The 25,299-nt window shown below is 71.1% G+C and carries 2 protein-coding genes; both read left to right on the forward strand.

Features of this window, described 5'->3' with window-relative positions:
- Nucleotides 1–24,462, forward strand: coding sequence for a non-ribosomal peptide synthetase (locus U3653_RS09905; protein ID WP_195079305.1), 24,462 nt, complete (start codon nucleotides 1–3; stop codon nucleotides 24,460–24,462).
- Nucleotides 24,456–25,250 carry an FkbM family methyltransferase gene (locus U3653_RS09910; protein ID WP_195079306.1) on the forward strand — a complete coding sequence of 265 codons (795 nt, stop codon included), beginning with the start codon at nucleotides 24,456–24,458 and terminating at the stop codon, nucleotides 25,248–25,250. The genes U3653_RS09905 and U3653_RS09910 overlap by 7 nt, the downstream gene beginning before the upstream one ends.
- Nucleotides 25,251–25,299 lie beyond the last annotated feature (49 nt).

Here is a 25,299-nt window from a genome sequence, read left to right on the forward strand (position 1 = left end):
ATGCATCTGAAGTCAGACGGAAGCGCCGACGGCGAGCCGGGTCTGATTCCGCTCTCGAGTGCGCAATACGGCATGTGGCTCGCGGACCACATGCCCGGTGCGCCGGCTGTCAACATCGCACACTGCGTCGAGATCGAGGGGCCGGTGGATTACGACGCGTTCACCCGGGCGGTGAACGACGGCGGTCACGAAACCGAGTCGCTCGTGGTGCGCGTGATCGAATCCGACGGCAGGCCCTACCAATTCGTCGACCGGACCATCATCTACGACGAGCCGGTGCTGGATTTCAGCGACGCGGAGGATCCGGTCGCGGCGGCGATGGAGTGGATGCGCCGCGACTACAACACCAAGGCGGTCGATCTCAGCCGCGACCGGCTCACCGAGACCAGGCTCATCCGGGTCGGCGAGGACCACTACTTCTGGTACGGCCGCGCGCATCATCTGGTGATCGACGGGTACGGCGCCTTCAACAGCTTGACCCGGATGGCCGAGCACTACAACGCCCTGCTGGAGGGCAGGCCGCCGACGCGACTGGACGCGGCGAGCCTGCACGACATCGTCGCCGCGGAGCACGCCTATCGCGCCAGCTCGCGATACGAGGCGGACAGAGCGTATTGGCTGGACAAGGTTTCCGATCTGCCGAAGCCGGTCAGCCTGTCCGGCCGCACGGCCCGCTCCAGCAAGATCGATCGCGTCGCCGGTTTGCAGCTGCCCGCTCATCTCACCGACCGGCTCGACCGCTTCGCCGACGAAGTGAACGCCTCTGCCGCGCAGGTGGTGATCGCGGCGTTCGCCGCGTTCCTCGCCCGGATGACCGGCACGGAAGACGTCGCGCTGTCGCTTCCGGTGACCGCGCGGGTGACCAAGCGCCTGCGCAACGCCGCCGCGATGCTGGCGAACATGGTGCCGATCCGCTTCGCCGTGCACCACTCGACCACCGTCGGAGAGCTGGTGCGGGCCTCGGTGTCCGAGATCGTCTCGGCCATGCGCCACCAGCTGTACCGGTTCGAGGATCTGCGCCGCGACTCCGCCGCGATCGACTCGGCGGCGAACTCGTTCGGCCCGATCGTGAACATCCTGTTCTTCGACTCGGAGATCCGCCTCGGCTCGGCCGTCGGGCGCTACCGCGCGCTGACCTCGGGCGCGCTCGAGGATCTGCAGCTGAATTTGTATCGCTCCGGTGCGGACGCGCCGCTGCTGATCGAGCTGCACGGCAATCCGAATCTCTACGGGCAGGACGAACTCGAGTCGCACGCCGACCGATTCCTCGATTTCCTGCAGCGGATGATGGACGTCCCCCTCGACACCCGCATCGGTGACATCCAGCTCCTCGGCCCCGCCGAACAACAGCGCATCGTGACCGAACTCGCGGGCCGCGACGGCGAATCCCCCTCGGCCACACTGGTGGATCTGCTGACCCGGCAAGCGGCGGCGACGCCGTCCGCGGTGGCCGTGACCGCGGAGTCCACCACCCTGACCTACCGCGAACTCGACGAACGGTCCAACCGGTTCGCCCGCAGGCTCATCGCGCTCGGCGCCGGGCCGGAAGCGCTGGTGGCCATCGCGATGCCCCGCGACGCCGACCTGATCGTCGCCGCGCTCGGCGTGCTGAAATCCGGCGCCGGGTACCTTCCGCTGGACATCGCCCATCCGGCCGAGCGGCTGGAATACGTACTGAGCGACGCGAACCCCATCGCGGTGGTGACCACGCGGGAGATGCGCGAGCACGTGCCTGGCGATCCCGGCCGCGTGGTGCTGTTCGACGACGTTCTCGCCGCGCGGGAATCCGCCGATCCGATCACCGAGGCCGAGCGGACCGGCTTGCTGCGCCCCGACCACCTCGCCTATGTCATCTACACCTCCGGCTCGACCGGCCGCCCGAAAGGCGTCTCGATCACCCACCGCGCCGTGTCCACCTACCTGGTGAACTCGTGCGCGGAGATCGGGATCCGGTTCGGCGACGTCTGGACGCTGTTCCACTCCTTCGCCTTCGACTACTCGGTCTGGGAGATCTTCGGCCCGCTGGTCACCGGCGGCCGGATCGTCGTCGTGGACGGCCTCACGGCCCGTTCTCCGGATGACGTGGTGCGCCTCGCGGCGCGGGAGAAGGTCACCGTCTTCAGCCAGACGCCCTCGGCTTTCTACCAATTCGCCGCGGCACGGCAGCGGTACGCGCACGCCGGTGAACCGGAGGGTGAGTTGTCGCTGCGGCTGGTCGTCCTCTCGGGCGAAGCCCTCGATCCCGCCGGGCTGGCCGACTGGTACGAGCACAACCCCGGCCTGCCGGTGCTGGCCAACAGCTACGGGATCACCGAGACCACCGTCTTCGTCACCTACACCGCCCTCACGCCGGACATCGCCGTTCCGGGCGCGCCGAGCACGGTCGGTCCGGCGCTGCCGGGCTTGCGCACCTATGTCCTGGACGAGCGGCTGCGTCCGTGCCCGCTCGGAGCGTGGGGCGAGATCTACGTCGCGGGAACGCAGCTGGCGCGCGGCTACCTCAACCGGCCCGCGCTGAGCGCGGCGCGTTTCGTCGCCGATCCCTTCGGCGCTCCGGGGCAGCGCCTCTACCGCAGCGGTGACGTGGCGCGCTGGAACCATCAGGGCGAGCTGGAGTATCGCGGCCGCGCCGACCAGCAGGTGCAGTTGCGCGGGTTCCGCATCGAGCTCGACGAGATCCGCAACGCGCTGCTGGCCCACGGCAGCGTCGCCGCGGCCGTCGTCGTCGTGCATCTGCCCGGCACGGAGGCCGCCCGGCTGGTGGGATACGTCGTGCCCGCCGTCGGCGCCACTTGCGAGCCGGATGCCCTGCGTGCCCACGTCGGCGAGATGCTGCCGGAATACATGGTGCCGTCGAGCGTCGTCGTGATCGACGCGGTGCCGCTGACCGTCAACGGCAAAGTGGACTACCGGGCGCTGCCCGAGCCGGTGTTCGATTCGGCCGCGGCGTACGTCGCGCCACGGACGATCGTCGAGGAGTCGATCGCGGACGTGTTCGCCGAGGTGCTCGGCACCGACCGGGTGGGCGTGTTCGACAGCTTCTTCGAACTCGGCGGCAACTCGATCACCGCGACCAGCGCGGCGGTGCGCATCGCGGAGGCGACCCGGTGCGACGTGTCCGTGCGCGACCTGTTCGTCAAGCAGACCGTCGCGGAACTGGCCGCACACATCGAGGACGGACACCGCTCCGGCAGGCCGGTGCTGCGGGCGGCGGCCCGGCCCGATCCCATTCCGCTCGCCCCGGCGCAGAACCGGATGTGGCTGGTCAACCAGACCGACCCGGCCTCGGCCGCCTACAACATCCCGCTGATCGTGCAGCTCACCGGACGTCTCGACGTGGCGGCGCTGCGTGCGGCGCTGACCGACGTGATCGATCGGCACGAGTCGTTGCGCACCGTCTACCCCGCCGTGAACGGCGAACCGGCACAGGTGATCCTGCCGGCCGACGAGGTCGTCGCCGGGCTAGACCTGACGCCGCGGCCGACCGACCAGGACGACATCGAGGACCGGATTCGCGACCTGGCGTCGGTGGGGACCGATCTGCGCGAACGCGCCCCGATCCGGGTGGCGCTGCTGGCGACCGCCGACCGCACGCGGCATGTCCTGGCCGTGGTGCTGCACCACATCTGCTGCGACGGCTCGTCGCTGCGGCCCCTCGCGGCCGATGTCGCGATCGCCTACGAGGCTCGGGCGCAGAAGAAGATCCCGGACTGGGAGCCGCTGAGCGTCCAGTACGCCGACTACAGCGTCTGGCATCGCAGCCTGCTCGGCGACCCGGACGATCCGGATTCCCGCGCTGCCCGCCAATTGCGGTACTGGGCACAGCGTTTGGCGGGAATGCCGCCGGTGCTCGAGCTGCCCGCCGACCGGCCGCGTCCGGCCCGCCGTTCCATGCGCGGCGACGTCGCGAACACCGTGATCCCCGCGGAGACCTTCGCCGGGGTCGAGCGGCTGGCGCGCACGGCCAACGTCACGACGTTCATGGTCGTCCACGCCGCCCTGGCCGTGCTGCTGGCGCGGATGTCGGGCTCGGCGGACGTCACCGTCGGCACACCGGTCGCCGGTCGCGGTGAACGCGCCCTCGAGCCGCTCATCGGCATGTTCGTCAACACCGTGCCGCTGCGCACCGAGGTGTCCGCCGATGAGTCGTTCACCGAGTTCCTGACCCGCGTCAAGGGCATCGACGTGGACGCCTTCGCCAACAGCGACCTGCCCTACGAGCGGCTCGTGGACGAACTGCATCCGAAGCGGTCGCTGGCGTACGCGCCGCTGTGCCAGGTGTATCTGGCGTTCGAGAACATGGACCGGGCGAGCTTGGAGCTGTCCGAGCTGACCGTCGAGCTGCTCGATCCAGGCGCCGAACCGGCGAAGGTGGACCTCATCGTCACCGTGGCCGAGAACACCGCCGCGGGCGGCGATGTCCCGCTGCGCGTCAACTACGCGACCGACCTGTTCGATCGGGAAACCGTCGAAGAGCTGGCCGAACGGCTGAATCGGGTGCTCGAGGCGTTCGTCACGAACCCACGCGCGCGGGTCGGCGACGTCGACCTGTTGTCGGGGGTCGAGCGTCTGGGACTGGTCCCGGCCTCCGGCGGCCGCGCCGAGCCGCCCCGGGTGCTGGCCGACGTGCTGCTGGTCGGCGAGCGCACCGCGCCCGCCGTGGTGGCGGGGGACCGGGTGCTGACCTACGGCGAGCTCGACGACTGGTCGAATCGTCTCGCGCGGGTGCTGATCGACTGGGGTGTCGGACCGGGTGATCAGGTCGCGCTGGCCATGGGGCGGTCGGTGGAGTTCGTGGTCGGCGTCTGGGCGGTGGCGCGGGCGGGCGCGGCGTTCGTGCCGATCGACCCGCGTCATCCCGGGGAGCGGGTCGCGCACATGGTCGCGGACTCGAACATCGAGATCGCGCTCACCGTCGAGGCGTCGTGCGCCCTGCTTCCCGGCCATGTGCGGCAATTGGTCCTCGACCACCCGGGCACCGAGGCGTTCCTCGCCACGCAGTCTGCGGCCGCGGTGACCGACGCGGATCGCGTGCGCCCCTGCCGCGTGGCCGACGCGGCCTACGTGGTGTACACCTCGGGCTCGACCGGCAAGCCGAAGGGCGTTGCGGTCACCCACGAGGGCTTGGCGAACTTCGCGATCGAGCAGCGCGAGCGCTATCGGGTGGACCGCAGGTCACGCGTGCTGCAGGTGGCCGCGCCCGGCTTCGACGCGGTGATGCTCGAGCTGCTGATGGCGCACGCGAACGGCGCGGTGCTGGTCGTGTCGCCGCCGGAAGTGTTCGCGGGAACGCAGCTGGCGCAATTGATTCGCGCGCACGAGGTGTCGCACGCGTTCGTGACCCCCAGCGTGCTGGCGACGATGTCGCCCGCCGGACTCGATTCGCTGCGGGTGCTGGTGGCGGGCGGGGAAGCGGTGTCGGCCGAGACGGTCGCCGTCTGGGCGCCGGGGCGACGGCTGCACAACGGCTACGGCCCCACCGAGACCACGATCATGGTGGCGATCAGCGACCCGCTGTGCGTCGGCGAACCGGTGACCATCGGCGGCCCGATCCGCGGCGTCGACGCGGTGGTACTCGACGACCGGTTGCGGCCCGTCCCGGTCGGGGTGACCGGACAGTTGTACGTCTCGGGCGTGCAGCTGTCGCGCGGGTACCTCAACCGTCCCGCCTCTACCGCCGCGACGTTCGTCGCCAATCCGTACGGCCCGGCGGGCACCCGCATGTACGGCACCGGCGACCTGGCGCGCTGGACGGCCGATCACACCTTGGAGTACCTGGGGCGCACCGACTTCCAGGTCAAGATTCGCGGCCAGCGCATCGAACTGGGCGAGATCGAAGCCGTGCTCGCCGGGCATCCCACCGTCGCGGCGGCGGTCGTGGTGGGCGTGCAGGCCGAGACCGGCTCGCGGTTGGCGGCCTACGTGGTGCCTGCCGACGGGGCCGTCGACACCGCGGAACTGACCAGGTACGCGGCACAGCGCCTGCCGTCGCACATGGTGCCGGACACGGTCGTGGTGCTCGACCGGCTGCCGCTGTCGTCGGTGGGCAAGGTCGACCGCGCCGCCCTGCCGGAACCGGAATTCGCTCCCGCCGTGGAGTTCGTCGCACCGCGCAACGCCACCGAGCAGATCGTGGCCGACATCTGCGCGGGCGTGCTCGGGATCGAACGCGTCGGCGTGCTGGACAGCTTCTTCGATCTCGGCGGCAACTCGCTGTCGGCCACCCGCGCGGCCGCGCAGCTCAGCGGCGCGTTCGGCGTGGAGGTGCCGTTGCGCGCGATCTTCGAGGCGCCGACCATCGGGGCGCTGGCGGAGCGGCTGCGCAGCGCCGACGCGGCGACCAGGACGCCGCTGGCGCCGCAGGAGCGCCCGGCCCGGATCCCGCTCTCGCCCGCCCAGGCCCGGATGTGGTTTCTCAATCAATTCGACACCGGCTCGGCGGTGTACAACATCCCGCTGGTCGTGCGGATGTCGGGCGACCTCGACGTGGCCGCCATGCACGCGGCGATCGCGGATGTGCTGGAACGGCACGAGGCGCTGCGGACGGTCTACCCGGACAGCGACAGCGGGCCGCATCAGGTGATCGTCTCGGTGCCGACGGCGCTGCCCGCGCTGACGCCGGTGCCGGTCGCGGCCGACGAGGTCGAGGCTCGCGTCGCCGCCGAGGTCGCCGTGGGCTTCGACGTCACCAGCGAGGTGCCGTTCCGGGTCGCCTTGTTGCGCAGCGCGCCCGACGACCATGCCCTGGTGCTCGTCGTCCATCACATCAGCTTCGACGGGTCCTCGCTGGCGCCGCTGGCCGCGGACCTGATGACCGCCTACCGCGCCAGGGTCGGGGGCGAGGCGCCGCAGTGGGCGCCGTTGCCGGTGCAGTACGCCGATTACGCGCTGTGGCAACGGAAGTCGCTCGGCAGCGAGGACGATCCGCACAGCCCGGCCGTCGCCCAGACCCGGTACTGGCTGGCGGCCCTCGCCGGCCTGCCCGAGGTGTTGGATCTGCCCACCGACCGTCCGCGGCCTGCGCGGCAGTCCTTCCGCGGCGCGACCGTCTCGGCCATCGTCCCCGCGGAGCTGCACCGCGCGGTGGTCGCGCTGGCCCGCCGCCACGACGCGACGGTGTTCATGGTGATGCACGCGGCCTACGCGGCACTGCTGGCGCGGCTGTCCGGCACCGGGGACATCGCGGTCGGCACACCGATCGCCGGCCGCGGCGAGCCCGGGCTGGACGGCTTGGTCGGCATGTTCGTCAACACGCTGGTGCTGCGGACGCACATCGAGCCAGGCGCGTCCTTCGTCCGGATCCTGGATCAGGTGCGGGCCACCGACCTGGCCGCGTTCGAGAACGCCGACATCCCGTTCGAGCGTCTGGTGGAGGTGCTGAACCCGCCGCGCTCGACCGCGCACGCGCCGCTGACGCAGGTGGGCTTCTCGTTCCAGAACATCGAGATCCCGACGGTGCGGTTCGAGGGACTGACCGTGTCGGCGCGGATGGCCGACCCGAGCGTGGCGAAATACGACCTGCACCTGAATCTGGTCGACGCCTTGGCCGCGGATGGCGAGCCGGGTGACATGGCCGTCGAATTCGGTTACGCCACGGATCTTTTCGACGAGGCGACGATCCGGTCCATGTTCGATCGCTACCTGCTGTTGCTGCGCGCCGTCGTCGGTGACCCCACCCGCGCCATCGGCGACGTCGATCTGCTGACCGCGCGGGAGGCGCGGCGGATCGCGGCCCGCTCCAGCGGCGTGCGGACACAGGCTCCAGCGGCGACGATCGCGGACCTGTTCGCCGCGCAGGTGGCGGCGACGCCGGAACACCCTGCGGTGCTCGACGCCGCCGACGGCGCCCGGCTGGACTACCTGGAATTCGGCGCGCGGGTGAATTCGCTGGCCCGCGCGCTGATCGGGCGCGGCGTCGGGCCGGACGCCATCGTGGCGGTGGCGATGCGCCGCTCGGTGGATCTGCTGGTCACGCTGTACGCCGTCCACGCCGCCGGCGCGGCCTACTTGCCGCTGGATCCGGACCATCCGGCCGACCGGGTGCGCTCCGTGCTCTCCGCCGCGCGTCCCCGCGCGATCCTCACCCGTTCGGACGACGAGGCGAACCTGCCCGGCGACGTGCCGGTCTGGACGCTCGGCGATCTGGAGGACGAGCGCTTGGACGCCTCGCCGCTGACCGATGCCGACCGGACCCGGCCGCTGCGGCCGGAGGATCTGGCCTACGTCATCTACACCTCCGGCTCGACGGGTGTACCCAAGGGCGTCGCCGTTCCGCACGCCGCGGTGGTCAACCAGTTGCGCTGGATGCGCGAGCACTACCGGCTCGGCGGCGGCGACGTCATGCTGCTGCGCACCCCGGTGACCTTCGACCTCTCGGTCTGGGAGCTGTTCTCCGCTCTCACCTGTGGCGCCGCCTTGGTCGTCGCGGGTCCCGACGCGCACGGCGATCCGCGCGAGATCGCCCGGCTGATGGCCGAGTACCGCGTGACCACAGTCGATTTCGTGCCGTCGCTGCTCGCGGCGTTCCTCGATGTGGCCACTCCGGACCAATTCCCGGCTCTGCGGCGCGTCCTGTGCATCGGTGAGGCGTTGTCCGCCGAGATCGCCCGGCGCTTCCAGGGTTTCAGCGAGGCCAGGATCGACAACCTGTACGGCCCGACGGAGGCGGCGGTCAGTGTCACCGCGCACCGGATCGACGCGGTCGAAGGCGCGGCCGTGCCGATCGGCGTTCCCGAGGCGAATGTGACCGTACACGTGCTGGATTCCCGATTGCATCCCGTGCCGGTCGGCGTCACCGGCGAGCTCTACCTGGGCGGGGCGCAGTTGGCTCGCGGATACCACGAACGGCGGGATCTGACGGCGGCGACGTTCGTGGCCGATCCGTTCGGCAGTACGCACGGCGCGCGCCTCTACCGCACCGGTGACCTCGTGCGCTGGGGCGAGGACGGGAACCTGCGCTATGTCGGCCGAGCCGACACGCAGGTGAAGGTGCGCGGCCTGCGGATCGAACTCGGCGACATCGAAGCCGCGCTGATCGCGCACGAGCACGTGCGCGCGGCCGTCGCGCAGGTCCGCGCCGACGGCGGCGAGCAGCGTCTGGTGGCCTACGTCGTAGCGGACGCCGCGCTGGACGTCCGGCAGGTCCGCGGTGCGCTGCTGGACCGGCTGCCCGCTTACATGGTGCCGTCGTCGGTGACCCGGATCGACTCGATTCCGCTCAACGCCAACGGCAAAGTGGACTACCGGGCATTGCCCGAGCCGGACGCGAGCATCCAGGATGCCGAGTTCCGTGCGCCGCGCGGCCTGGTCGAACAGACCGTCGCCGCGGTTTTCGCGGAACTGTTCGACCGGCCCGAGATCGGCGCGGACGACGACTTCTTCGAGTTGGGCGGCAACTCGCTGGTCGCGACGCGCGCGCTGAGCCGGATCGGGGACGTCCTCGGCGTGACCATTCCGGTGCGCGCCATCTTCGAGGCCCCGACCGTGTCCGCTCTGGCCGAGCGCATCGCGCGGTTGCGCGCGGTGCCGAGTCTGCCCGCGCCGACGCGGATGACGCGGCCGGACCGCATCCCGCTGTCGCACGCGCAGACCCGGATGTGGTTGCTCAACCAGTTCGACCCCGCGGCGCCCGGATACGTCGTGCCGCTGGCGATCCGGCTGGAAGGCGCGCTCGAACCGGCCGCTCTGACCGCTGCCGTCGGCGATGTCGTCGAGCGGCACGAGAGCCTGCGCACCATGTATCCGGCGGTCGACGGCACGCCTACGCAGGTCGTGCTGAACGCCGAGGACGTGCTGGCGACGGTCGATCTCACCCCGCAGGCGGTCGGCGAGCGGGAACTGCCGCACCGGCTGGCCGAATTCTGCGGAACCGGATTCGACGTGGCCAAGGGTGTGCCGCTGCGCGTGGCGCTGTACCAGTTGTCGGACGAGGCGTGGACGCTGGCGCTGGCCGCGCACCACATCGGTTGCGACGGCTTCTCGGTGGCGCCGCTGGCCGCCGACCTGGTGACGGCGTATCGCGCCCGCTCCGGCGGCGTCGCGCCGGACTGGGCGCCGCTGCCGGTGCAGTTCGCCGATTACGCCTTGTGGCAGCGCGCGGTCCTCGGTTCCGCGGACGACCCGGACTCGGTGGTGGCCCGCGACATCGCCTACTGGCGAACCCGCCTCGCGGGCGCACCCGAGCTGCTGGAGTTGCCGACCGACCGGCCGCGGCCGGTCGAGCAGTCGCAGCGCGGCGCGGTACTGCACCTCGCCATACCCGGTGAACTGCAGGGCCGGGTGGAATCGCTGGCACGGCGGTCCGGCGTCACCACGTTCATGGTGGTGCACGCGGCATTGGCGGTGCTGCTGTCGAGGCTGTCCGGCAGCGCCGACGTCACCATCGGCGTGCCGCACGCGGGCCGGGGCGACCGGTCGCTGGACCACCTGGTCGGGATGTTCGTCAACACCTTGGTGCTGCGGTCGCGGGTCACGCTCGACCAGACCTTCGCCGACCTGCTGGATGAGGTGCGACGCACCGACATCGAGGCGTTCGACCACGCCACCGTGCCGTTCGAGCAATTGGTGGACGCGCTGAACCCGGTGCGATCGACCGCGCACACACCGTTGTTCCAGGTGCTGCTCGCCTACCAGAACATGGCGCGTGCTCGTGTCGAGCTGCCGGGGCTCACCGTGGAGAACGTGGACCCCGGCGACAGCGCGGCGATCTACGACCTGCTGCTGATGATCAGCGAAGGGCACGGCACGCACAACGAGCCGACCGGAATGACGCTGCGCCTGACCTACGCCACGGACCTTTTCGACGAGGACACGGTGCGCCACTTCGCCGACCGGCTCGTCCGGATCCTCGATGCCGCGGCCTGCGATGCCGCGGCCACGGTCGGCGAGATCGCGTTGCTCGACGAGGCGGAGCGGTCCCGAGTGCTGGAGCGGTGGAACGACACCGGTGGCTCCGCCGCACCCGGCCGCACACTCGTCGACGTCTTCGACGAACAGGTCGCGCGCACCCCGGACGCGACGGCGCTGCGGCTTCCGGACGGAAGCACGGCGACCTACCGGGACTTCGACGCACGCGTCAACCGGCTGGCCCGCTGGCTGATCGGTCGCGGCGCCGGGCCGGAGACGGTCGTGGCGGTGGCCGTCCGCCGGTCGGCCGAGCTGGTCACGGCTCTGTACGCGGTGGTCAAGGCGGGCGCCGCGTTCCTGCCCATCGACCCGGATCACCCGAGCGCGCGGATCGCGCACGTGCTCGGCGCGGCCGATCCGCTGCTCGTGCTCACGACCGAGAACGACGGGCGCGGCCTGCCAGACGGATTCGCATACGAGCGGATCGACCGGATGGACGTGAGCGGCCTGTCCGGCGCCCGGATCACGGATACCGAGCGGCGCACACCGCTGCGGCCGAACCATCTGGCCTACGTGCTGTTCACCTCCGGGTCCACCGGCGTCCCCAAAGGCGTGGCGCTGACCCATGCCGCCACCGTGAGCCAGCTGGCGTGGGCGCAGCGGCAGTGGCCGCACGGAACGTCCGACGCGGTGCTGCACAAGACGCCGATCACCTTCGACATCGCCGTGTGGGAATTGTTCTGGCCGTTGCAGACCGGCGCGCACATCGTCGTCGCCGAACCGGGCGGACATCGCGACCCGGCATACCTGGCCGAGGTCATCGCACGGCACGAGATCACCACCGTGCACTTCGTCCCCTCGATGCTCGACGTCCTGCTGGAATCGGCAGGCGTCGCGGAACTGCCGTCGATCCGGCGGGTGTTCGTCGCGGGTGAGGCGCTGGCGCAGCGCACGGTCGACGCCGCCGCGCCCGTCTTCCCGCACGCGGAGCTGGTGAACTGGTACGGCCCCGCGGAGGCGGAGGTGGTCACCGCGCAGCGGTGCGCGCCGGGCGCGGCGGCCGTGGCGGCGGTGCCGATCGGAGCGCCCGCCGCCGGGATGAAGGTGTACGTGCTCGATTCGCGGCTGCGGCCGGTGCCGGTCGGTGTCGTCGGTGAGCTGTACGTCGCGGGTGTGCAATTGGCGCGCGGATACCACGCGCGCGCCGGCCTCACTTGCGGCGCCTTCGTCGCGAACCCGTTCGGCGCGGCGGGGGAGCGGCTCTACCGGACCGGTGACCTGGTGCGGTGGCGCAAGACGGGCGAGCTGGAGTACCTGGGGCGCAGTGACTTCCAGGTGAAGGTGCGCGGTCAGCGGGTGGAGCCCGGCGACATCGAAGCCGCGTTGCGCGCGGTCGAGCAGGTGGCGCGTGCGGTGGCCATCGTGACGACCGATCGCATCGTCGGTTACGTGACGCTGGCGCCGGGCGCGGTGACCGACGGGCGCACGGTCCGCGAGCAGCTGACGCGCACCCTGCCGTCCTATCTGGTGCCCGACGTCGTGCAGGTGCTCGACGCGATGCCGCTCACCGCCAACGGCAAGCTCGACCGGTCGGCGCTGCCGCGGCCGGTGTTCGACGAGGGCGAGTTCGTCTCGCCGCGCACCGACGCCGAGGCGGTGCTGGCGCGCCTGGTCGCCGAGCTCACCGGCGCGCGGCGGGTGAGCGTGACCGCGAACCTCTTCGAGATCGGCGTCAACTCGCTGTCGGCCGCGCAGCTCGCGGCGCGGGCGCAGGCGGGTATCGGTGTCGATGTCGGCATCAAGGACGTCTTCGACGCGCCGACCATCGCCGCATTGGCCGAGCGGATCGCGGCGCGGAGCCGGTCGACCGTGGTCGCGCTGACCGCGCGGCAGCGCCCCGCCGCGGTCCCGCTGGCGGCGGCACAGCGAAGGATCTGGTTGCTCAACCAGTTCGACACCGAGTCGGCGGCCTACAACATCTGCTTCGCGGCCCGCCTGACCGGCCCGCTGGACGCCGATGCGCTGCGCGCCGCGTTCCTCGACGTGGTGACCAGGCACGAACCCCTGCGGACGGTGTATCCGCTCGTCGACGGCGAACCCTGCCAGCTCGTGCGAGACGTCGCGAGCGTCGCCGCGGACCTGGCGTTCGACGCCGAGCCGGTCGCCGGTGAAACGGAGCTGGCCGATCGCATCCGGGCCGCGGTCGAGGCGGGATTCGACATCGCGCAAGCCGTGCCCGTGCGGGCGCGGTTGTATCGCACCGCGCCGCGGGAGCATGTGCTGGTGGTGGTGGTGCATCACATCGCGGCCGACGGCGCGTCGATGGCTCCGCTGGCCCGCGACGTGTTCGCCGCGTACCGGGCGCGGGTGAGCGGCCACGCGCCGCGCTGGGAACCGCTTGCGGTGCAGTACGCCGACTACGCCCTGTGGCAGCAGGAACTGCTCGGCTCCGAGGACGATCCGGCCTCGCCCATCGCGCGGCAGATCGATTACTGGACCGACGCTCTCGACGGTTCCCCCGAGTTGCTCGCCCTGCCGACGGACCGGCCGCGGCCTGCCACCCTCTCCACCGACGGCGGCAACGTCCGCTTCGAGCTGCCGGCGCGACTGCACGACGAGATCGTGCGGCTGGCCCACCGTGAGGGCGTCACCGTGTTCGTCGTGCTGCACGCGGCGCTGGCGTTCCTGCTGGCGCGCACCGCGCACAGCGACGACATCTCCGTCGGCACTCCGGTGGCCGGACGCGGCAGGCCCGAACTCGACGATCTGGTCGGCATGTTCGTCAACACCGTGGTGTTGCGTACCCGCGTCGACGAGAACCGCTCGTTCCGGGAACTTCTCGCCGCGGTGCGGGATGTCGACCTGGAAGCGCTCGCCAACGCCGACCTGCCCTACGAACGGCTCGTCGACGTCATCGGGCGTCCGCGTTCCACGGCGTATTCGCCGCTGTTCCAGGTGATGTTCGGATTGCAGAACACCGCGGCGGCCCGGTTCGAGCTGCCCGGGATCGGCGTCGAGGTCATGGACCCCGGCATCGCGCAGGCCAAGGCCGACCTCACCGTGCTGGTGACCGAGCGCCGCGAAGGTGACCGGCCCGCCGGAATCGACGGCGAGATCATCTACGCCACCGATCTTTTCGTCGAGTCGACCGCGCATGCGCTGGCGGAGAGGTTCGTTCGCGTCCTCGAAGCGGTGACCGCCGATCCGGCGCGAGCCATCGCGGGCATCGGTCTGCTGAGCGCCGCCGATACCGAACGTCTGGTGCCCGCACGAGGCAGCGAGGGTACGCGGCCGTGCCTGCTTCCCAATCTGCTGGCCACGGCCGTGGCCGCCGCTCCGGACGCGGTCGCCCTGATCGGGGACACCGAAACCCTCACCTACGCACAGCTGGATGCCAGGGCCAACCGGCTCGCTCGTCATCTGCTCGCCCAGGGTGCCCGGCCCGGGGCGTTCGTCGCGCTGGCCGTGCCCCGGTCGGTCGGCTATCACGTCGCCATGTGGGCGATCGCGAAGACCGGCGCCACGTTCGTCCCGATCGATCTGCGCTACCCCGCCGAGCGGATCGCGCACATGATCGCTGATTCCGGTGTGGACATCGGGATCACGGTCGCGACCGCCGGCGCGGAGCTGCCCGACGCCGTACGCTGGCTGGTGCTCGACGATCCGCGCACGGCGGAGCGGATCGCGGCGAGTTCCGGTGACGCGGTGACGGACGCGGAGCGCGGACGTGCGCTGCGGATCGAGGACGCGGCATACCTTATCTACACCTCCGGTTCGACCGGAACGCCCAAGGGCGTCGTGGTCACGCATGCCGGATTGGCGAACTTCGCGGCCGAGCAAACCGATCGCTATCAGGTCGACGGCACGTCGCGGGTACTGCAGGTGGCGGCGCCCGCGTTCGACGCGGTGCTGCTGGAAGCGCTGATGGCCCATGCCGCCCACGCGGCCTTGGTCATCTCGCCTCCGGAGGTGTTCGGCGGCCAGGAGCTGGCCGAACTGATCCGGACACACGAGGTGACGCACGCGTTCCTGACGCCGAGTGTGCTGGCGACCATGGCGCCCGCCGGTCTCGAGTCGGTGCGGATGCTCGCGGTCGGCGGCGAGATGGTGCCTGCGGAGCTGATCGCCACGTGGTCGCCCGGACGGCGGCTGCACAACATCTACGGCCCGACCGAGACGACCATCGTGATCACGATGAGCGATCCGGTGCGGCCGGGTGATCCGATCGCGATCGGCGGCCCGATCCGCGGCGCCGAGGCCTTGGTGCTGGACGCGCGCTTGCGTCCGGTGCCGGTCGGAGTCGCCGGGGAGCTGTACCTTGCGGGTGCGCAGTTGGCGCGCGGATACCTCAACCGGCGCGCGGTCACGGCAGGCGCGTTCGTCGCGAATCCCTACGGCGGGCCGGGCGCGCGGATGTACCGCACCGGTGACATCGTGCGCTGGACGGCGCGGCGCACGCTGGAATACGTCGGCCGCAGCGATTTCCAGATCAAGATCCGTGGCCAGCGCATCGAACTCGGCGAGATCGACGCCGCGTTGCTCACCCATCCGGCGGTGGCCGCCGCGGTGACCGTCAGCCGCACCGGACCGGGCGGACAGCCGGTGCTGGCCGCCTACATCGTCACCGAGGCCGCGACGGCCGCCGACCCGGACGCCGTGCTCGAACACGTCGCCTCGGTGCTGCCCGCGCACATGGTGCCGTCGGTGCTCACCGTGCTCGACCGCATGCCGATCACCTCGACCGGCAAGGTCGATCGGAAGGCGTTGCCGGAGCCCGACTTCCGCGCCGCCGCGGTCGACGCCGAGGCGGCGTCGACCGATCTGGAACGCACGATCGCGGCGGCGTTCGCCGATGTGCTCGGCGTCGCGTCGGTGGGTGTCTCCACCTCGTTCTTCTCCCTCGGCGGCGATTCCATCCTGTCGATCCAGCTGGCGTCCCGGTTGAAGTCCGCGGGCGTCGTCGTGACGGCACGCGACATCTTCGAGCAGAAGACCGTCCGCGGTCTGGCGCGGGTCGCCGCGGCCGCCGGACGGATCGGCCTGGCCGAGTTGCCGGGCGGCGGCGTGGGCGAGATCCCGTTCACGCCGGTCGTCCGCTGGTTCACCGAACGCCTCGGCGCCGCACCCAGGTTCGCGCAGTCGATGCTGGTGCGCTTGCCGAGCGACGCGCGAGTCGACGACGTGACCGCGACCGTGCTGGCCGTGCTGCGACAGCACGACATGCTGCGCGCGCGGCTGCGCGAACAGTGCATGCAGGTACCGCCCCCGACCGCAGCTGATGCCGCGGGCGCGGTGCTGACCCGCACCTTCGGCGCGCACAATGCACCGGGCAGCGAAGGTTTCACCGCGGTGGTGGAAGCGGCGCTGGCCGAGGCGTCGGACCGGCTCGACCCGGCCGAGGGCCGGATGGTGCAGGTCGTGTGCCTGCTGCCCGAACCGGGCCTCGACGCGGAGGCGCGGGCGCTCATCGTGATCCATCACCTGGCGGTCGACGGCGTGTCCTGGCGCATCCTGATTCCCGACTTCGCGACCGCATGGCAGCAGGTCACACAGGCACGCGCGGTGGAATTGCCCGCGCAGGGCACGTCCATGCGGCGGTGGGCGCACGCGCTGGCCGACGCCGCCGCGGCCCGCGTCGGGGAGCTCGAACTGTGGCGGCGGATGGGCGCTGCCCCCGACCCGCTGCTCGGCGGCGCGGCGCTGGATCCCGCCATCGACACGCACTCGACCGTGCGGCATCTGACGCTGTCGCTTCCGGTGGAGGTCACTTCGGCATTGCTCGACGCGGTGCCTGAGGCGGCGCACGGCACCGTCGACGACGCGTTGCTGGCCGGCCTGGCCGTGGCGGCGACGCGCTGGCGTCACCGGCGCGGTGTCGCGCACGCGGGTGTGAAAGTCCTGTTGGAGGGTCACGGCCGCGCCGAACAGATCGCCGAGGGAGCCGACGTCTCCCGCACGGTGGGCTGGTTCACCGACACCTACCCGGTGGCGCTGGATCTGAGCGGTGTCGACGCGGACGATCCGCGCGCCGCGGTGAAATCCGTGAAAGACCAGCTGCGCGCGATCCCCGACAAGGGGATCGGCTACGGCCTGCTGCGCTACCTCCACGCGGACACCCGCGACCGGCTCGCGGCCTTGCCGGAGCCGCAGATCAGCTTCAACAATCTCGGCCGGGTCGGCGTCGATCTCACGGCCCTGTCGGAGCTGGCGTGGATTCCGACCGACGAGTCGTTCGACCGGCGCGGAGCCTTCGATCCGGACATGCCCGCGGCAGCGGCCGTCACGATCGACGTGCACATCGAGGACACCGCGGCGGGACCGCGCCTGTCGGCGCACATCGGCTACGCGTCCCGGCTGCTCGAGCACGACGACGTCGCCGAACTCGCCGCCGAATGGGCCGGTGCGGTGACCGCCATCGCCACGGCGGCCCGCGCCGACGAGGACTGGGGACTCTCACCCGCCGACGTTCCGCTCGTCACGGTCGCCCAATCCGATCTGGACACCTTCGCCGGCCGCTACGGAACCCTCGGCGAGGTCTGGTCGCTGGCGCCGCTGCAGGCGGGCCTGCTGTTCCACGCCGAGCTCGCCGCGGGTGACCTGGACGTCTACACGGCGCAATCGACGCTCACCCTCGCCGGTGTGATCGACGAGGATCGGCTCGAGCGCTCCGCCGCGGCCTTGCTCGAGCGCCATCCCAACCTGCGAGCTGCCTTCGTCCGCACGGCCGACGGTGTTCCGGCGCAGGTGATTCCGGCGTCCACGGCCGTGCGCTGGCGGCGCGTCGAGTTGCGCGACGCGACGACACCGGAGGAGCTGATCGCGGCGGAGCGAGCGGTCCCGTTCGATCCCGCCGATCCTCCGTTGCTGCGATTCCTGCTCATCGCGGTCGGGCCGCAGGACTTCCGGCTGGTGCTGACGGCGCACCACCTGCTGCTGGACGGCTGGTCGTTGCCATTGCTGTGGCGGGAGTTGATCGGCCTGTACGCCGTCGGCGCGCGGACGAACCTGTTGCCCGCCGCGGCGTCGTATCGCGGCTACCTGGAATGGCTGGATCGGCGCGAGCCGACGGCCGGGCTCGAGGTGTGGCGCGAGGTCCTGCGCGATTTCACCGAACCCACCGTGGTCGCCGACGCGCGGACGCACACGACGGTCGGCATCCCGGTCGACCTGGCGGTGGTGCTGGATCGTGCCGTCACCGCGGAACTGGTGGACTTCGCCCGGGCGCGGGCGCTGACCATGGCGACGATCGTCCAGTTCGCCTGGGCCGTGGTCCTGGGGAATCTGCTCGGCGCCGAGCGCGTGGTGTTCGGCAGCACGGTGTCGGGACGTCCCGCCGACCTGCCGGGCGTGGAGTCGATGATCGGGTTGTTCATCAACACCATCCCGGTCGCGGTGCACGTCCCGCCGACGTGCACCATCGAGGACGCGCTGCGCCGGTTGCAGGATGACAACACCCGCGTGCTCGATCATCACGACGTCGAGCTGTCCCGGATCCTCTCGGCCGCCTGCGCTGCCCAGCTGTTCGACACGCTGGTCGTCTTCGAGTCCTACCCGGTCGACAGCAGCGGCCTCGGCGACGCGGACATCGACGGCATGCGGGTGGTCGCGGCGGACGGAAGCGACGCCGCGCACTACCCGATCACCGTGCAGGCTCACCAGACCGATGAGCTGCACGTCAGGATCCGCTATCAGCAGTCCCGCGTCGACGACCGGACGGCCGCCGGTCTGGCCGCCCGCATGGCGACCGTGCTGCGCGCCGTCACGCGCGATCCGCAGGCGCGGCTGGACGCGGTCGACCTGCTGAGCGCGGCCGAACGCCGTGCCCTCGTACCCGCGACGGGCGGACCCGCCGCGCCGCCCCGCCTGCTGGCGGACCTGTTGTCCGCCGGCGCCGCGGTGGATCCGGAGGCGGCAGCGGTGGTTTCGATCGGACGGACGATGTCGTACGCCGAGTTGGACGCCTGGTCGAACCGGGTCGCGCGCGAGTTGATCGACTGGGGCGTCGGTCCCGGCGACCAGGTGGCGCTGGCGATGGCCCGATCGGTCGAATTGGTGGTCGGCATGTGGGCGGTCACCAAGACCGGCGCGGCCTTCCTGCCCGTCGACCCGCGCAACCCCGCCGAACGCGTGGGGCACATGGTCGCCGATTCCCAGGTGCGGGTGGCGGTCACGGTGCTGGCGTCGCGAGAACTGGTGTCCGGCCCGGTCCGGCGACTGGTGCTCGACGATCCGGAAACCAGGAAGACGATCGAGGCGCGGTCGCCGGCCGCGGTGACCGACACGGACCGGACGCGGACGCCACACATCCGCGACACCGCGTACGTGCTGTACACCTCGGGCTCGACCGGGACGCCGAAGGGCGTGGCGGTCACCCATGAGGGGCTGGCCAATTTCGCGGCCGTGGAACGCGACCGTTTCGGCGTGGACAGCCGCTCGCGGGTACTGAACGCCTCCGCTCCCGGTTTCGACGTCGTGGTCCTCGAGTTGCTGCTGGCCCACGCCAACGGCGCGGTGCTCGTGGTACCGCCGCCGGAGGTGTTCGGCGGCCCCGAACTGGCGGAATTCATTCGCGAACAGCGGGTGTCGCATTCGTTCATGACACCGAGCGTGCTGTCGACGATGTCGCCGGAGGGGCTGGAGTCCCTGCGGGTGCTGATGGCCGGTGGCGAGGCCGTGACGCCGGAGATCGTCACGCAGTGGTCGCCGGGACGGCGACTGCTGAACGGATACGGTCCGACCGAGACGACCATTCTGGCCGGAATCAGCGGCCCGCTGCATCCCGGTGAGACCGTCACGATCGGTGGTCCGATCAGCGGCGTCGAGGCCGTCGTATTGGATGCCAGGCTGCGTCCGGTGCCGGTGGGCGTGGTCGGTGAGTTGTACCTGGCGGGTGTGCAATTGGCCCGCGGATACGTGAACCGGCCCGCGGCGACGTCGGGCTCGTTCGTCGCCGATCCGTTCGGCGCGCCGGGGTCGCGCATGTACCGCACCGGCGACCTGGCCCGCTGGACGCCGGAGCACACCGTGGAATACCTCGGTCGCAGCGACTTCCAGGTCAAGATCCGCGGGCAGCGGATCGAACTCGGTGAGATCGAGGCCGCGCTCGCCGCGCACCCCGATGTGGAACACGCGGTCGTCGTGCTGCGCGAGGACGAACGCGGCGTCGGCAGGCTCGTCGGCTATCTGGTCGGCGCCGACCATGTGGATCCGGAGGAGGTCAGGGCAGCCGTCCGGCTGCGGCTGCCCGCGCACATGGTGCCCGACGTGTGCATGGTGCTCGCCGAATTCCCGCTCACCCGAACCGGGAAGCTCGACCGCTTGGCGCTTCCCGCACCGCGGTTCGCTGCGGCGCGGGCCTGGACCGCTCCGCGTACCGAGACCGAACGGCAAGTCGCGGAAGTCTTCGGCAGCGTGCTCGGCCTCGACCGGGTCGGGGCGGGCGACAGCTTCTTCGACCTCGGCGGCAACTCGTTGTCGGCCACGCGGGTGACCGCCCAGCTGGGCACCGCGCTCGGCGTCGCCGTCGGCGTTCGCGACCTGTTCGAAGCCCCGGCGGTCGCGGAACTCGCCGCCCGCCTCGACGCTTCCGAGCGGACGGTCCGGGTTCCGCTGGTCCCGCGCAGCCGTCCGGCGCTGGTGCCGCTGTCGCTGGCGCAACAGCGGATGTGGTTCCTCAACCAGCTCGACACCTCCGTGGGCGCGTACAACATCCCGCTGGTGATCCGCCTGAAAGGCGAACTCGACATCGACGCGCTGCGGCGCGCGTGCGAGCTGGTCATCGACCGGCACGAGTCGCTGCGGACCAAGTTCCCGATGACCGACGGGACGCCGCATCAGGTCGTGGTCCCCGTCGAAGAGGTCGCGACCGGTCTGACCGCCGTGCCGGTCGAGCCGGAGCGGTTGATGGAGCGCGTGCTCGCCACCGTCTCGGCGAGCTTCGACGTGACGCAGGCGCCGCCGCTGCGCACGGCGCTGTTCCGGCTCGGCGACGACGAGCACGTTCTGGTCATCGCCGTGCACCACATCTGCGCCGACGGACAGTCCATGCTGCCGCTGGCGCGGGATGTGGCGATGGCCTACCAGGCGAGCAGGCAAGGCACGCAACCGTTCTGGCCCGCTCTCGCGGTGCAGTACGCGGACTACGCGCTGTGGCAGCGCGAGGTGCTCGGTGACGAGCACGACCCAGGTTCGGTCATGTCCCGGCAGCTGCGCTTCTGGACCGACACCCTGAGCGGGCTGCCGGAACTGCTCGAACTGCCCACCGACCTGCCGCGTCCCCCGGTGGCGTCCATGCGCGGCCGGACCGTGGATTTCGAGATCCCCGCGGCGTTGCAGGAGCGCATCGGCGCGGTCGCGCGCGCGGCCAACGCGACGGTGTTCATGGTCGTGCACGCCGCGCTGAGCGTCCTGCTGTCGCGCTCGGCCGGTGTCGGCGATGTCGCGGTGGGCACCCCGGTGGCAGGCCGAGGGGAGCGCGAACTCGATGATCTGATCGGCATGTTCGTCAACACCTTGGTGCTGCGGTCACGGGTGTCGTCGCGCCGGTCGTTCACCGAACTGCTCGCCGCGACGCGGGAAACGGATCTGGCCGCGTTCGCGCATGCCGATGTGCCGTTCGAACAGGTGGTGGAGGCGATCAATCCGCCGCGGTCAACGGCCCACCTGCCGCTGTACCAGGTGACGCTCGATGTGCAGAATCCCGGCAAGGCCGCGCTGCGGCTGCCGGGGCTGACCGTCGAGCCGGTCGAGAACGGCTTCGAACCGGCGCAGGCCGACCTGAACCTCAATCTGGTCGAACGGTCCGGCGCCGAGGGTGAGGCGGACGGTATCCGGGGACGCCTGACCTACGCCACCGATCTGTTCGTCGAGGAGACGATGATCCGGTTCGCGGCGGCCTTCGTGCGGATCCTGGAGCAGGTCACCGCGAACCCGGACGTCGCGGTCGGCGACATCGACCTCGTGGGTCCGGCGCAGCGTCGCGAGCTGCTCGGCGCGGCCGGTGGCGCCGGAGTCGCGGTGCCGGAGACGACCCTCGCGGAACTGTTCGCCGCCCAGGCCGCCGCGCGCCAGGACGCGGTCGCGGTGACCGACGGCGCGTCGCGGCTGACCTACGCGGAGCTGGATCGGCGCTCCGCCGCGGTGGCGGCTCGGCTGGCGAAGCTGGGCGTGGGTCCGGAAACCCTTGTGGCCGTCGCGTTGCCGCGCTCGGCGGATCTGATCGTTGGCCTGCTCGGCGTCGTACGCGCGGGTGCGGGATATCTGCCGCTGGATGTGGCGTATCCGCCGGAGCGATTGCGATTCATGCTCGACGACGCTCGTCCGGCTGCGGTGCTGACCTCGGCGGTACTGTCCGCGGGGGTGCCGGAGTGCGCCGCGCCGGTGCTGTTCGTCGAGGACTGCGCGAGCGACGATGCGGACGCTTCCGACGCGGTGGTATCGGGCGCGCGGCCGGGCAATGTCGCCTACGTGATCTACACGTCGGGATCGACGGGCCGCCCGAAGGGTGTGACGGTCGGCCACCGGGAAGCTGTCACCCTGTTCACCAACGCGGCCGAGCGATTCGACCTCGGACCCGACGACGTGTGGACGATGTTCCATTCCTACGCCTTCGATTTCGCGGTGTGGGAGATCTGGGGCGCGCTGCTGTCCGGCGGCAAGGTCGTCGTGGTCGACTACGACACCTCCCGGTCGCCGGAGGCGTTCGTCGACGTCGTGGCGCGCGAGGGAGTGACGGTGTTGAGCCAGACGCCGTCGGCATTCTACGGATTCATGGACGCGGAGCGCCGCTATCGCGAGTCCGGCTGCCCCGCAGGCGATCTCGCGTTGCGCTATGTCGTCTTCGGCGGTGAAGCGCTGGACGCGTCGCGATTGGACGACTGGTTCGCCGCGCACGCGCCGGGTACGCCACGGCTGATCAACATGTACGGCATCACCGAGACGACCGTGCACGTCACGTTCTCCGAGGTGACCCGGCCGGGCTCGGCGGGGATCGGTGTGCCGCTGCCCGGGTTGCGGGTGTACGTCCTCGACGACCGGCTGCGGCCGGCGCCGATCGGCGTCGCCGGAGAGATCTACGTGGCCGGTGGCCAGCTCTCGCGCGGGTATCTGGGCGCATCGGCGCTGACCGCGAGCCGATTCGTCGCGAATCCCTTCGAGCCCGGCGGCGCCCGGCTCTACCGCTCCGGGGACGTCGGCCGGTGGCGGAAGTCCGGGAGCGGACTGGAGTTGGCGTACGCGGGACGGGCCGACGCCCAGGTGCAGCTGCGCGGCTTCCGCATCGAACTCGGCGAGGTGGAGTCGGCGCTGCTGCGGCACCCGCTCGTCACCCGGGCCGCGGTCACGGTGCACCGGCACGAGCGGGGTGTGGATCAGTTGATCGGCTACGTCGTCGGCGTCGACGGCGAGCGGATCGACCCGGCCGAGGTCCGCGAGACCGCCGCCCAGGTGCTGACCGGCTACATGGTGCCCGCGACGATCATGGTGCTGCCCGCGCTGCCGCTGACGGTCAACGGCAAGCTCGACCGCAAAGCACTGCCCGACCCCGAGTTCCAGGAGCCGACGACCGCGTTCGTTGCGCCGCGGACCCACACGGAGAAGGTGATCGGCGAGGTCTACGCGCAGGTCCTCGGCGTCCAGCGGGTCGGGGCGACCGACGGGTTCTTCGATCTGGGCGGCAACTCGCTGCTGGCCACCATGGTGGTGACCGAGTTGCGCGGGCGCGGCGTGACCATCCAGTTGCCGTGGATGTTCGACGACGCGACGCCGCGAGCCCTGGCGGCCAGGGCCGACGGCACGGCGGGCGGCTCGGGGCTGCAGGTGCTGCTGCCACTGCGCGCCCACGGCCCGAAGCCTGCGGTGTTCGCGGTGCACCCCGCGGGCGGGCTGGCGTGGTTCTACGGCGGCGTGGTCGAGCACCTGCACAAGGACCGACCGGTCTACGGCTTGCAGGATCCCCATGTCGTGGCGGGCGAACCCGGTGCGCATTCGGTCGACGAACTCGCCGAACGCTATGTCGCCGAGATCCGCCGGGTGCAGCCGAGCGGCCCGTATCACCTGCTGGGGTGGTCGCTGGGCGGTGCGATCGCGCATGCCGTCGCGGTCCGGCTCCAGCGGGAGGGACAGCAGGTCGGCATGCTGGCCATGATGGACAGCGCCGTCGGCGACGCCGAGTCGCTGGCCGCATCGATGAGCGGCGCCGCGGACGAGCCCGCGCCCGGCGAACTGATGGCCGATCTGCTCGGTGGCTGGCGTGAGCTGTTCGATCTCGGCGCCGAGGTGAGCGCGCGGACCCACGAGCAGGCCTGGGCGGTGATCCGTGACCAGGTCACCGCCACCGGGATGTTCACCGCCGACCAGGTCGGCCGGGTGATGGAGAGCTTCCGGACCGCGAGCGACATCGCCCAGGAATACCGGCCGGAGGTCTTCGACGGCGATCTGGTCTTCTTCACCGCGGGCAAGGATCGCGCCGACCACGACGCCGCCGCGCGGACGTGGCGGCCGTTCGTCACCGGCGACCTGCACAACACGGTCATCGACGCACGACATCTCGAGTTGACCCACCCGCACGCTCTGGCCGTCATCGGCCCGATCCTCGAAAGGTTCTTGAACGCATGCTGAGGACTCTCGAACAACTCCAGCAACTCCGGCTCGAAGACGGCAGGACGGTCGCCTGCACCAGTCCGGCCGAGGCGCGGATGTTGTGGGGCGAGATGTCGACCGAGGGTTTCTATCGGCTGGCGGCCGCGCTATTGCGGCCAGGGGACATCGCACTGGACATCGGCGCGAACATCGGGCTGAGCGCGATGATGTTCGCCGACACCTGCCCCGGCGTCCGGGTGATCGCCGCCGAGCCCGCCCCGGCGACCTTCGACTGTCTGCAGCGCAATATCGCCGCGCACGTGCCCGGCGGCGTGCCGTTGCCGGTCGCGGTCGGCGCGGCGCCCGGCAACGCGTCGTTCACCTGGTACCCACGGGCGTCGGCGAATTCAGGTCTCTACGCCGACCGCGAAGCCGACGACCGGGCCACCGAGATCTATCTGCGCAACAGCGGCCTGAACGACGAGGCGATCGCGCTCATCACCGCCGGGCTGCACGAGGGGGAGCGGATGGACGTCGAGGTCACCACCGTCTCGCGAATCCTCGACGAGCACGGCGGCAATGCCGAGGTCGGCCTGCTCAAGATCGACGTGGAGCGCGCTGAGCTGGATGTGCTGCGCGGCATCGCCGCCGCGGACTGGCCGCGCATCCGCGCCGTCGTCGCCGAGGTGCACGATCGCGACGATCGCTTGGCCCAATGCTGCGCGTTGCTGGGCAGGCACGGTCTGTATGCGCGAACGCGCCAGGACCCGAGCCTGGCCGGAACCGAACTGCACGAAATCTACGCCGTCCGGCCGGAGACCGTCTGACGGTCGCCGTACACGGGCACGGCCCGCTTCCACATACCAGCGGGCGATC

It is taken from the genome of Nocardia implantans (assembly GCF_035544775.1).
Classification (GTDB): domain Bacteria; phylum Actinomycetota; class Actinomycetes; order Mycobacteriales; family Mycobacteriaceae; genus Nocardia; species Nocardia implantans.

Bases quoted from the DNA above. Each gene is read 5' to 3' on its own strand.
- U3653_RS09905 (WP_195079305.1), top strand. From the start codon at position 1: ATGCATCTGAAGTCAGACGGAAGCGCCGACGGCGAGCCGGGTCTGATT.
- U3653_RS09910 (WP_195079306.1), top strand. From the start codon at position 24,456: ATGCTGAGGACTCTCGAACAACTCCAGCAACTCCGGCTCGAAGACGGC.